Origin of the sequence: Lysinibacillus sphaericus (assembly GCF_005217585.1) — a bacterium.
Lineage (GTDB): Bacteria > Bacillota > Bacilli > Bacillales_A > Planococcaceae > Lysinibacillus > Lysinibacillus sphaericus.
This window is the reverse complement of sequence record NZ_SZPT01000001.1, coordinates 409770-422150: the sequence shown is the minus strand read 5'-3', so window position 1 is coordinate 422150 and position 12381 is coordinate 409770. Positions and strand designations below refer to the sequence as shown.

The window sequence follows — 12381 nt, the reverse complement described above, 5'->3', positions numbered from 1 at the left end:
TCTGTTCAACATGCTAAAATACTGGAACGACAGCCCCTTTATATTGATCTTCAAAAAATTTTCTCGCCTTTTCACTTGTCAGCCATTTCACTACTTTTTGAATGGCAGCATCTTGCTGTTTTTCTTTCGTCGTTGCAATAATATTGACATAAGGTGACTCCGGCCCTTCCATAATAAGTGCATCCTCAAGTGGATTATAACCTCCTTCTAATGCGTAATTCGTATTGATAGCAGACGCGTCTACATCATCTAATGAGCGCACTAATAACAATGGATCAACACCTATAAACTGAATGTTCTTTTCATTTTTTGTAATATCCTCAACTGTGAAATCACTGTCCTTTGCATCATCTAATTGGATAAGGTCATTATGTTCAAACAGTAGTAATGCGCGTGAAAAATTGACAATGTCATTTGGCACAGCTACTTTTGCATTTTGTGGTAAATCCTTTATATCGTGAATTGTTTTTGAATAGACTCCGAATGGCTCAATGTGAATACCTTTGACACTTACCAAATCTAGATTACTTTCTTTATTCGTCTGTTCTAAAAACGGAATGTGCTGAAAATAGTTGAAATCAAGTTCACCGTCCGCTGTTTGTTGATTGGTTTGAACAGCATCTTTTAATATGGAAATATTTAACTTCACACCATCTTGTGCAAGATCTTCCGCTAAATATTCTAATACTTCAGCATGAGGAACACTTGCAGCCCCTACATTTAATGTAACAACGTCGTCTTGTTTTACCTGCTTCGAATCTGTACAGCCAGCAACTACAATGATTAACACGCTAGCAAACCATAACCATAATTTTTTCATATTATATCCTCCTATTTTTATTAATTTACTTGGTTTAATTGCAAATAAATATAGAGCATTTCATGTACAGTTGAATAATTCTCTTAAAATAAACTATTTGAAATTTTCTATTTTTATTACAACAAATCTTATCCGTTTACTTGTAATTGGTCAATGCTATTTTTTCTTGTTTTTCCCATGTATCAATCTTTATGTAATCTTGCAGGGGAAGATTCCCTTGTTTTCTGTATGTTACACACGTTTTTCTCTCTACTAAACACCATATTCGTTGGACGATAGAATCCTTTTTAGCTTCAGATAGAAATTTTCTATTAGACATCGTAGCAAATTGTTTGAGTGACTGGCACTCATATATAAAAAAACATACTCAAAGTTATACTTTGAGTATGTTTTTTTATAAATCATTTAAGATATCTTCTACGAATTCCCATTCTGCATCTGTTTCAATCGGTAGTAAGTCCTCAATCGTTCCATCTGGTCCAGGTACATATTGGGCAGCGAAAATATCACGTTCCTCCATTGGTTCGTCTGAAACAGCAACATATAGTACATATGATTTGCCAAATTGTTCAGAAGCAAATGTATGAATAACCTCGCACACCTGATCTGTGCCATCTTCATTCGTCACGGTTATAAGCTGTGGTTCCTCCTGAAATTCATCTAACAATGTTAATACAACTTCATTAATCATTTCCCATTCAGCATCCGTTTCCACAGGTTGCAAATTAATCATTTCCCCACTGTTATCATCATAATCGAATGTCATGGCTGAAATATCACCAGGAATTTCTTGCCCCTTTTCATCTATCAGTGAGAACAATACATATGATTTTTCCTCGGCATCAAATGTAAATACAACTCGGCATGTTTGCTCTTGACCATTTTCTCCGATAATAATAAATTCTTGTGTTTCCTCGTTCATTTAACTTCCTCCTTACAAATGAGCTGATTGTTTTAGTTCTTGCCCTTGTACGTCCAAGTTGATTGGCGTAAAAAAAGAACAAGGACCGCTTTTGCCATCCTTGTTCTTTACACTTTAAAATGAAAACAATTATTCTTCGTCTTCGTCCTCTAAAGCGTTTAAAACGTCTTCTACCATGTCCCACTCTGCTTCTGTTTCAATCGGTGTTAATTCGCCATCTTCACCGTTTTCAGAAGGTACAAATGATGATACGAAGATTTCTACAGAGCCGTCTTCATCTTCTTCTGCTCCTACCATTGAGTAAAATACATAAGATTTACCGAATTCAGGAGACTCGTGTACGTGAATTACTTCGCAAAGTTGCTCGTTTCCGTTTTCGTCAATCACTGTAATGTGTTGTACGTGTAATTCTTCTTCATGGTTATGCTCGTGAGCCATGTTTGCCACCTCATTAATTAGTTTTTGCTATCTAAATAGCCTTGTAAAATCATCACAGCAGCCATTTTATCAATGACTTGCTTGCGTTTTTTGCGACTTACGTCCGCTTCGATTAGCATGCGCTCGGCAGCCATCGTCGTTAAACGCTCATCCCAAAGTTTAACCGGCAGTGAAAATGTCTCTTCTAATAACTTTTTATAGTTTTCAGAAGCTTCACCACGTGGTCCTACCGTATTATTCATGTTTTTCGGGAATCCTACAACAAATTCAGTGATAGTATATTCCTTCACTAGCTCAGCAATACGGTCGATGCCGAATTCGCCATTTGCTTCATCAATTTTTACGGTTTCAATACCTTGAGCCGTCCAGCCAAGTGCATCACTAATGGCAACACCGACTGTTTTCGACCCAACGTCTAATCCCATAATTCTCATTTCTAGCCCTCGTTATTCTTTTTAATATAAAATTTAACAAGCTCTTCTAGAATTTCGTCACGCTCTAGCTTGCGAATTAAATTACGAGCATCCTGATGGCGAGGAATATACGCCGGATCACCAGAAAGTAAGTAACCGACAATCTGATTGATAGGATTATATCCCTTTTCCTCTAATGAAGAATGTACTTTCAACATTACCTGCTTGACTTCCTGTTCCATTGATTCTTCTGGAAAATTAAATTTCATCGTTTGATCAAATGAACTCATGACCAGCACCTCGCTTTCAGAAATAAGGAGATGTGCAAAGAAGCTCATCTCCGATTTCTCTTTATTATAACCGATTTGACGTATTAATTAAATGGATTTAACGTAATCATACACAGAAAGTAGCGCTTCATCAAGTTTTGAAGCATCTTTAGCACCTGCCATCGCCATATCTGGACGACCGCCGCCTTTACCGCCACAAGCTTCTGCCACCATTTTCACAATATTTCCTGCATGGTAATTGCCACCCACTAAATCTTTCGTTACACCTGCGCATAACATGACTTTATCGCCATCAATAGCACCTAGGACAACAACAGCTTTTGTCATTTTACCTTTTAGGTCATCCATCATTTGACGCAGTTGGTTATTGTCTTTCGCTTCAACTTTCGTTGAAAGTACTGTCACATCACCAAATGTTTGGGCTGCATCTACAATAGCACCTGCTTGTGCATTGGCAATTTTTTGTGATAATCCTTCATTTTCACGTTGTAATTCTTTGTAGTCTGCTTGTAGCGCATGAACTTTAGTGACAATATCTTTCGGATTTGCTTTTAATAATGCTGCTGCATCATTTAATAGCGCCTCTTCTTCTTTAACCGCCTCATATGCCACTTTTCCAGTCACAGCCTCGATACGACGCGTTCCTGCGCCAATACCACCTTCTGATACAATTTTAAAGAAGCCAATTTCAGAAGAACGTTTTACATGGATACCACCACAAAGTTCGATTGAATAATCGCCAATGGAAACGACGCGCACAATATCACCGTATTTTTCGCCGAATAATGCCATTGCCCCCATTGCTCTCGCTTCATCAATCGCCTTTTCTTCAATCACGACTTCAATATCTTCCCACACTTTTTCATTTACAATACGTTCAATTTGTTGTAACTCTTCTTTAGTTACTTGACCGAAGTGAGAGAAGTCGAATCGTAATCGATCAGGACCAACATAAGAACCTGCTTGGTTAACATGGTCACCTAATACGTCTTTTAACGCACGTTGCATAATGTGCGTTGCTGTATGGTTTTTAATGATGAGATTACGTTCACTGCGATTAACTACCGCTTTTACTGCATCTTCAACATGCATTTCACCTGATTCAACAAGAACTGTGTGTAACGGTTGTCCATTTGGTGCTTTTTGAACATCCTTAACGATTGCTGTAAAGCCGTCATTGGAAATTACACCACTATCAGCAATCTGTCCACCCATTTCAGCGTAGAATGGTGTTTTTGCTAAGACAACTAAAGCTTCTTGACCTTCTGAAGCGACCTTCGCGACTTGTCCGTTGACAATCATTGCTGCAACTTCCGTTTCTACTGATAATGTATCATAGCCAACGAATTCACTTGCAATGGTTAAGTTTGCTAGCACTTCATTTTGTACTTGCATTGAATCCACATCTTGACGAGCTGCACGCGCACGTTCACGTTGTTCATTCATTGACACTTCGAATCCTTCATGATCCACTTTCATGCCTACTTCTTCTGCATATTCTTCTGTTAACTCGATTGGGAAGCCATATGTGTCGTAAAGACGGAATGCATCTGCTCCAGGAATATAATCATGACCCGCTGCTTTTTGTGCTTCTACAACTTCATTAAAAATAGCAAGACCACCATCTAATGTTTCATGGAAACGAATTTCCTCGTTTTTAATCACACGTTGGATAAATTCACATTTTTCCGTAACTTCTGGGTAGAAATCCACCATAATTTGTCCAACTGTTGGTACTAATTCAAACATAAATGGTTTTTCGATACCAATTTGTTTAGCGTAACGTACTGCACGACGTAGTAAACGACGCAATACATAACCACGACCTTCATTTGAAGGAAGAGCGCCATCACCGATAGCAAATGCCACAGTACGGATATGGTCTGCAATCACTTTGAATGGTGTATTAATGTCTTCTTCCGAACCGAAGATTTCACTTAACGCGACTTCACCAGGACGCTTGTATTTGCGATTGGCAAATTGTTCAATTTTTTCAATGATTGGCATAAATAAATCCGTATCAAAGTTTGTTGGAACATTTTGTACAACTGATACAATACGTTCTAGTCCCATCCCTGTATCAATGTTTTGCTTTGGTAATGGTGTATAAGTACCATCAGGATTATGGTTAAATTGAGAGAACACTAAGTTCCAAACTTCTAAATAACGTTCGTTTTCTCCGCCAGGATACATTTCTGGATCATTTTCATCTGCACCATATTCTTCTCCACGATCGTAGAAAATTTCAGAGTTTGGACCAGATGGACCTTCCCCGATATCCCAGAAATTCCCTTCTAATCGAATTAAACGTTCTTCTGGAATGCCAATTTCGTTATGCCATACGTCATATGCTTCTTGGTCTTCTGGGTGGATGGTAATCGATAAAAGTTCAGGATCAAAGCCCATCCACTTTTTATCCGTTAAAAATTCCCAAGCGTAATGAATTGCTTCTTTTTTGAAGTAATCACCAATAGAAAAGTTACCTAACATTTCAAAGAATGTATGGTGACGTGCTGTTTTCCCTACGTTTTCAATATCGTTCGTACGAATCGATTTTTGTGCATTCGTAATACGCGGATTATCAGGAATAATACGACCATCAAAATAAGGTTTTAATGTTGCTACACCCGAGTTAATCCAAAGTAATGAAGGGTCATTAATTGGCACAAGAGGTGCTGATGGTTCATGGTGATGTCCTTTTTCTTTAAAGAATTCTAAATACATACGGCGAATTTCTACTGCTTTCATGTGAAAAGTTCCTCCTCTAATAGTGTAAAATTACGATATGAAGCCGCTTATACGCATAAAAAAGCCCTCATCCCCAAAAAGGGACGAGGACTTTGTATATTGTCTCGCGGTACCACCCTAGTTGTAAGTATTGTGTATACTTACCTCTTTAGCACTTGTAACGTAAGTGAACGGCAGGTATTAGCTGCACTCTGGAGTAGCTTTCGGCACTTGTTGACGTGAGGATTTTTTCAGCCTAGAAATCCCTTTCTTCTACACGCACAAATACGTACTTGTTCCATCATCGTTTTTTCTATTTTCTAACGCACATTATAAAAAAATTATGACCTTCTGTCAATCATTGCATTTCTATTTGATATGAAATGATGGCAGTCAGCTAAAAAATATATTAGCTATCTAAGATTAACCAAAGTACAACATTTCGAATAGCGCTTAATCTTTATTTTTTAAGAAATTTTCTACTCTTTGTATAAATGGCTCCCGATTATACGATTGGTAGAGTAAGCTCGATAAACGTACTGGGTCTCCAAAGAAATATCGCTCATATAGCGTTTGTCTCGTGCCAAAACTACTCATCGTTAAATCCCATGCTAAACGGAATTTTTTGACACGCTCCTCTCCACCATCCCTAAATGATTGTAAATAATGCTGCAAATCCCCATCATCTGCGCCAAATGCTTTTTCACTCGGGATTGACATTAAGCCACTTGCACCTAATAATTGAATGATTTCTGTAAAGGTTGGATAGACTTTAGGGAAAATTTGAATGGCTACCTGTAATGTTGGATGGTCAGGTCTTATATAACCAAAGTCGTCTCTTTTAGCTTCTAGTTCGGATTTGAGCAATAAAGCTTTCATCGTTTCTAATGTTACAATGATTTCCACTACTTTTTGCTGTACATGTTGGTATTCGCCAATATTGATTGTATTAACAATTGATTGGACAACACCTAAAACAAATTCTGTTTTAGCAATTTGTCGGGACAATACTTGATGTAAAGTATACGCTTGGAAGCCACTCACATTCATGAAGTTATTGGCAACCTCATTATTTTCATAATAAAAAACGCGCTCCCACGGTACCACGACATCATCAAAGACAACAATCGCATCCATTTCCTCAAAGCGTGCGCTTAAAGGATGATCGAATGTTGATTCCCCTCCGACAAATGACTGTCTACATAAAAATTTCAATCCTTTCGTATCACTTGGTATGGAAAAACCAAACCCTTTTTCCTTATCAAAGCCATTTGTTGATAAAACAAGTAGTTCGTCTGTAATGCCACCTTGTGTGGCAAGCAATCTTGCCCCTTTAATTACCAGTCCTTGAGTTGTTTTCCCTACAATTTTAGCCGCAATGATGACCTCTTCATCTTCATAATGATATCGTTGACGGTTTACTTGTGGCTCAATAAACGTATGTGTCATCGTCAAATCATTTTCACGTGCATATTCATAAAAATTTAGCAGATGATCTGGAAAGCAATTTGGCTTATCTTTTAAATATTCAGCGGCAGATGCTAATGCCATTAAAGTAGTATTCATATAATCAGGACTTCTTCCCATTAAGCCATGATTAGATAAAGCCCACTCTCGCGCAGCTTGACGTCTTGTTACTAAATCTTCAACCTTTGTCACTTGTAGAAAAGACATACCTACTCGTTCATTACTCTTTGGTGATACATAGGTCAAGCTATCATGTAACGACTCATCATGCTGCAAATCAAAAAGCTTTGCTTGACTTTGCATTACGCCTTTAAATGCTGGATGTTCTGAAACCTTTCCCGTAACGACTGCGCCATCTATTGAGATATGCGTTTGCAATGCATCGATGCGCTTAATATACTGCTGGCCTGTTATTATTGGCATACATTCACCCCTAAAAAAGTTACCTATGTTTTCATTCCATGTAGTATATGAACTTTTACGTTTTTTCGTTCCACAACTACTTATCTGTACTATATCAATCGTTATTTCACAGCAAACTGTACTAGTTTAATAATACACAACAAAATTGACGATAAAGCTTGAATTATCAGTGATTTTAGATAAAAACGGTTTCAAAAAGCACTTTTCAAACAAGTTCATTTTTGTGTCACATTCATCAAAATACCTCATTTCATTAGTACAACTTTCTAGATTTCTTTTGACTAACTGGAGTAAGATATAGACATCAAGAAAAGAAAAACATCATTTGTCCAATAAAGGAGAAAATAAAAATGAATACACAAATTATTTCCTATGTAGCTCAAATGGAAGCAGCTTTAATGAACCAAATGGAAGATCATAATGAAGAAAATTTATTGTTCTCTATTGCTTCTGATATGATTGCAAAAGAACAAGATCAATACGAAAATGTTTGCCAAGCATATGAAGTGGTAAAACATCACTTAATCGGCTTGCATTAATCCCATCCTTTTGAAATAACATCTACTACAAAACAAACCCGCATCTTCCCTGAAGATGCGGGTTTGTTTTTTGACCATATAGTTTTTCGTCGAAAAGCAGTTAGTCCAGTCCACGCTCTTTTATTGCGCAAAAGGTGATACCATTTTTTTGAACTGCGCTAAGCTCGTTTGTTGATCGCTGTAAAGGCGTTTAATTTGGTAGATATCATCATATGGATTGTTGTAGCCAGGCTTTGTTGAAAATGCCATTGTAAACCCAGCTTCTTTCACCGCATAAATAATATTGGCATTATATTGACCAAATGGATAGGCAAAGGCTTTTGCATTCGGTATAAACGTTAAACTGCGCTTTAAATCTTCTACGACCTCATGGTAAGGAATCAACAACATTTTCCCTTTATTTCCAATCATATCGTGTAAATTATAGGTGTGCGATTCAAACGTAAAGACATCTTGCATATAATCCATATCTTGTTTTGACAGTGCTTGCAAATCATTATAATTAAACAGTTGTTCTGCAGGTGAATATTCATTACGATACGTAATTAAAAATTGAGTTGCTTGAAATCCATAATTTTTTAATATTGGATAGGCATATTCTCTTGTAGATAATAAACCATCATCAAATGTCAAAACAATGGAATAAGCAGGCAATGTAATTTCATTGCGCATAAAGCGCACTAAATCATCCGTACTAACCGTTTCATATTTTTTATCTTTCAAATACTTCATTTCATGAGCAAATTGGGTATCTGTAATCGTTGTACTTACATTTTTAAAGCGTCCTAATTCATTCTCTTTTAAGAAATGATGGTACATCATAACAGGTACGCCACGATCTAATGCTACCTTAGAACTGTGAATATAACCTTCACGTCCACCTATTGTCGTAACATACCAATTCTGCTCTTTTCGTAAAATGGGGTAGCGTCGATTTACATCCAACTTTGCAAATGGCTGTAATTTTTTCGCTGTTCGATCGTAAATTTCATTATTCCCTGATATTGGGATGAAATATTGATTTTTTACTGCATTATCATTACCGCTATTTTTAAAAGACGGCGTATTGACAAATTTTATTTTTGATTTTTCCACATAAAGGAACGTTTTGCCCCACCGGACTTGAACATACATTTCATCTATAACATTGGCAATTTCTAACTGTTGCCCTTTTAACAGTGTCGCAATCGACATTGGTTGTTCTCGACGAAGATCATAGAGAACAGCATTTTCCAACGCTTCAATATAGCCATTTTGTTTACTTGGCGGGGTTGTTGGTGATGTTGGTGGTGTCGGCGTAGGTTTTTCAACCGGCTTTGTTGATGGATCAGTGGTGTCCTGCCCTTTTTCTTCTGTAACAAAATTACTATGTACAAAACCCAGTCGTCCGTTCACAGCAATTCCGTACCAACTGCCCATTTTACTATATAAGGGGAAACGAACACCTTCCGATAATGTTGCAAATTGCACTAGTTTGTTACCGGTATTATCATAAACAGGCGTTACCTTTGTTGCTACAATGTAATCTTTTACTTTGACAACAGAAGGTACGTTATTTTGATATGTCTTGGATGGAACAACAGTCGTGTATCGTTTATCTACATAACCGTAGTTACCTCCCCAACGAATTTGCCACCAGTTAGGCCCATAATCTTTTGTCACTTCAAATGTTTGTCCTGCTGATAATGTTCCTACTTGTTCAAGTGAGCCTGAACGATTATCAAAGACAGTTGCTTCCTCATTCACTTGAATAACTATACTACTGGCATGTACCTTGTGCACGAATGGTAATAGCAGCATGAATAGGAGCAAGTACACAATGCGTTTCAATTTCTTCACCTCATAAAACTAATTTTTCTTATGATTCATCCATAAAATCATATGGAGATATGCCATCCATTCCAATCATTGGATGGATGGATGGTAAGGTTTCGACCGTTAGCTGTAGCACAGTCGTAGCATCCTCTTGTTGATTGTTCTCTTTATTTTGTTGCGTTTGCGTCTCCTCCACTAATATAACCTCATTAGATGCTTCCATTGGGTTAAGTCGTGCGCGCAGAGACGTGAAGCGTTGTAAATCGTCTGTTCGTTGTAAACCGCTAGCTAGCACATCTGGTTCACCACATAAAATTAAGAAATTTTTCGCACGTGTAATACCAGTATATAATAAATTACGACGTAGCATTTTCGAATAGCCACGCACCACTGGCATAATCACCGTTTGAAATTCTGAACCTTGTGATTTATGAATGGAGCAACAATAAGCCAATGTTAATTGATTAAGATCGCTGCGCTGATAAGTTACTTCAATTCCATCAAAAGACACGACAAGTAAATCCTGCTTCTCCACCGTTTCCTTTGCTTTAATAATACTAATGACTTCACCCATATCCCCATTAAAAACATTGCTTTCTGGCTGGTTTACAAGCTGTAACACTTTATCTTTTATGCGATACGTTACATCACCAAAGACAAGTTCCTTTCTTGTACCAGTATCATTCGGATTGACAAGCGCTTGAATCAATTTATTTAAGTTATCGATTCCGGCTGGTCCTTTATACATCGGTGCTAAAACTTGGATATTTCGGATTTCTTGCCCTTTTGCTACTGCACTTTTCACAACTTGTGTTACAACATTTGCCACTTGCTCTGAAGAAGCTTTAATAAAGGAACGATCCGATGTTTTCATCGTTAGATCATTTGGAATTGTACCACGTTTAATCTGATGGGCGAGTTCAATAATGGTTGAACCTTCCGCCTGACGATAAACATCTGTCAGTTCAACAGTCGGTATTTGTTGCGAAGCAAGTAAATCTTTGAGCACTTGTCCTGGACCTACTGGCGGTAGCTGATCTTGATCGCCAACAAAAACAACTTGCACATCCTCATGTAATGATTTTAATAATTGATGGGCAAGCCATGTATCTACCATGGACATTTCATCGACAATGATCAGTTTTCCAGTAACCTCTCGCTCCGTTTCTTCCTCTTTCTCCTGACCTGTAAAGCCTAATAAGCGGTGGATAGTCATCGCAGGTAGTTCCGTAGACTCAGCTAGACGTTTAGCTGCACGACCTGTTGGTGCACATAAAATAATAGGGAATGGCTCTTCTTTTTGCGCATATTCCTTTGGATTTAGTGAAAGCCCGTGAAGTTTGGCATATACTTCAACAATGCCCCTAACAACCGTCGTTTTTCCTGTACCAGGACCACCTGTTAAGATCATGACAGCTGAATTAAGTGCTTGTTCAATTGCAAAAGCTTGTGTTTCTGCATATGTGACACTTAACAATGCTTCTGTTTCGCCGATTGCCTTGCGAATTTCATCTTTACTAAAATGCTTCGCTTGACTATTGCGTTCCGTTAGCGCAATTATTTTTGAGGCAATACCAATCTCCGAAAAATATAGAGATGGCAAATATAGTCTCGTTTCTTCACCATAGATTTTATTTTCCTCACGCAAATCGATACATGCCTTGGAAATTGCTTCGTATGGTATTTCTTGGCGTTGACTTTGCTCCAGCATATCTTTCACTTGTGGTAATACATGTTCCGCATCTAAAAATACATGACCATCCGATAACGCTGCTGTATTTAGAATATGTAAAATAGCCGCCTTAATACGGTCAGGATGATTGCCTGTAATACCTAATTTTGCACCAAGCTCATCTGCCCGAAAGAAACCGACACCGTCCACATCTTCAATGAGTCGATAAGGGTTTTCAGTTAAAAAATCAATCGTCTCTGTACGATATGTTTGATATATTTTCATACCGAGCTGCGGGCCAAATCCCCATTCATTTAACTGAATCATAACCCGTTCCAATCCAAGATTTTGCTCAATGGTACGATGAATAACTTCCTTTTTTTCAGCAGATAGTCGTGGTACACCATCAAGGACATTCGGGTCTTCTAATATAAGACGGATTGTATTGGGTCCAAGTTTCTCTACAATTGTTTCAGCCGTTTTTTTTCCAATACCAACAAATAAATCACTCGATAAGTAATGAACGATACCTTGCTCAGTTGCGGGCACTTCTTTTGTAAAGGTTTCAACTTGAAATTGTACACCATATTTTGGATGCTGTCTCATCGTTCCTGTAAAACGATATTGTTCGTCCATTTGCAATTGTGGGAAATAACCAACGACAATAATTTCCTTATCTTCATATTGCAAATTTGTTTCTTGAATTTTCACGCGCACAATAGAATACATATTTTGAACATTATGGAAAATAGAGACAATCGGACGTCCAAGAATAAATAGCTTATTCAGTTCAAATAAATCTAGATTTTCTGTCATTATCGATTCGTCTCCTTGCTTGTATATTTCAATCCTATT

Annotated in this window: 10 protein-coding genes and 1 other annotated feature; of the genes, 1 reads left to right on the top strand and 9 read right to left on the bottom strand. The window is 37.6% G+C overall.

Features of this window, described 5'->3' with window-relative positions; translation table 11 throughout:
- Positions 1 to 13 precede the first annotated feature (13 nt).
- The 7 genes from FC748_RS02005 to hpaB form a co-directional block, all read right to left on the bottom strand.
- Entirely contained in the window at positions 14 to 820 is an 807-nt protein-coding gene (locus FC748_RS02005; RefSeq protein ID WP_108029832.1) for a MetQ/NlpA family ABC transporter substrate-binding protein, read from the bottom strand.
- Positions 821 to 1214: 394 nt separating this feature from the next.
- Positions 1215 to 1742 (bottom strand): DUF1292 domain-containing protein, encoded by a 528-nt coding sequence (locus FC748_RS02000; protein WP_108029833.1) that lies wholly within the window; start codon positions 1740 to 1742, stop codon positions 1215 to 1217.
- Positions 1743 to 1871: 129 nt separating this feature from the next.
- Entirely contained in the window at positions 1872 to 2180 is a 309-nt protein-coding gene (locus FC748_RS01995; protein ID WP_024363115.1) for a DUF1292 domain-containing protein, read from the bottom strand.
- A gap of 17 nt (positions 2181 to 2197) precedes the next feature.
- Positions 2198 to 2614 carry a Holliday junction resolvase RuvX gene (ruvX, locus tag FC748_RS01990; RefSeq protein WP_024363116.1) on the bottom strand — a complete coding sequence of 139 codons (417 nt, stop codon included), beginning with the start codon at positions 2612 to 2614 and terminating at the stop codon, positions 2198 to 2200.
- A 2-nt stretch (positions 2615 to 2616) separates the two neighbouring features.
- Positions 2617 to 2883, bottom strand: coding sequence for an IreB family regulatory phosphoprotein (locus FC748_RS01985; protein WP_024363117.1), 267 nt, complete (start codon positions 2881 to 2883; stop codon positions 2617 to 2619).
- 87 nt (positions 2884 to 2970) lie between these two features.
- The gene (gene alaS / locus FC748_RS01980) at positions 2971 to 5631 is read right to left on the bottom strand and encodes an alanine--tRNA ligase (RefSeq protein WP_108029834.1); all 2661 of its coding nucleotides are present in this window, start codon (positions 5629 to 5631) and stop codon (positions 2971 to 2973) included.
- A gap of 76 nt (positions 5632 to 5707) precedes the next feature.
- Positions 5708 to 5924, bottom strand: a binding site (T-box leader).
- 139 nt (positions 5925 to 6063) lie between these two features.
- Positions 6064 to 7500 carry a 4-hydroxyphenylacetate 3-monooxygenase, oxygenase component gene (gene hpaB, locus FC748_RS01975; RefSeq protein ID WP_108029835.1) on the bottom strand — a complete coding sequence of 479 codons (1437 nt, stop codon included), beginning with the start codon at positions 7498 to 7500 and terminating at the stop codon, positions 6064 to 6066.
- 350 nt (positions 7501 to 7850) lie between these two features.
- Here hpaB and FC748_RS01970 point away from each other — a divergent pair, with 350 nt between their 5' ends.
- Positions 7851 to 8039 (top strand): hypothetical protein, encoded by a 189-nt coding sequence (locus tag FC748_RS01970; protein ID WP_024363120.1) that lies wholly within the window; start codon positions 7851 to 7853, stop codon positions 8037 to 8039.
- 120 nt (positions 8040 to 8159) lie between these two features.
- Here FC748_RS01970 and FC748_RS01965 read toward each other — a convergent pair whose 3' ends face one another.
- Both FC748_RS01965 and recD2 read right to left on the bottom strand, forming a co-directional pair.
- Positions 8160 to 9869, bottom strand: coding sequence for a polysaccharide deacetylase family protein (locus tag FC748_RS01965; protein ID WP_024363121.1), 1710 nt, complete (start codon positions 9867 to 9869; stop codon positions 8160 to 8162).
- A gap of 28 nt (positions 9870 to 9897) precedes the next feature.
- On the bottom strand, positions 9898 to 12342 hold the full coding sequence (gene recD2, locus FC748_RS01960; protein WP_108029836.1) for an SF1B family DNA helicase RecD2: 2445 nt from the start codon (positions 12340 to 12342) through the stop codon (positions 9898 to 9900).
- Positions 12343 to 12381 lie beyond the last annotated feature (39 nt).

Coding starts and splice junctions, on each gene's coding strand:
- FC748_RS02005 (WP_108029832.1), bottom strand. CDS start 820: ATGAAAAAATTATGGTTATGGTTTGCTAGCGTGTTAATCATTGTAGTT.
- FC748_RS02000 (WP_108029833.1), bottom strand. CDS start 1,742: ATGAACGAGGAAACACAAGAATTTATTATTATCGGAGAAAATGGTCAA.
- FC748_RS01995 (WP_024363115.1), bottom strand. CDS start 2,180: ATGGCTCACGAGCATAACCATGAAGAAGAATTACACGTACAACACATT.
- ruvX (WP_024363116.1), bottom strand. CDS start 2,614: ATGAGAATTATGGGATTAGACGTTGGGTCGAAAACAGTCGGTGTTGCC.
- FC748_RS01985 (WP_024363117.1), bottom strand. CDS start 2,883: ATGAGTTCATTTGATCAAACGATGAAATTTAATTTTCCAGAAGAATCA.
- alaS (WP_108029834.1), bottom strand. CDS start 5,631: ATGAAAGCAGTAGAAATTCGCCGTATGTATTTAGAATTCTTTAAAGAA.
- hpaB (WP_108029835.1), bottom strand. CDS start 7,500: ATGCCAATAATAACAGGCCAGCAGTATATTAAGCGCATCGATGCATTG.
- FC748_RS01970 (WP_024363120.1), top strand. CDS start 7,851: ATGAATACACAAATTATTTCCTATGTAGCTCAAATGGAAGCAGCTTTA.
- recD2 (WP_108029836.1), bottom strand. CDS start 12,342: ATGACAGAAAATCTAGATTTATTTGAACTGAATAAGCTATTTATTCTT.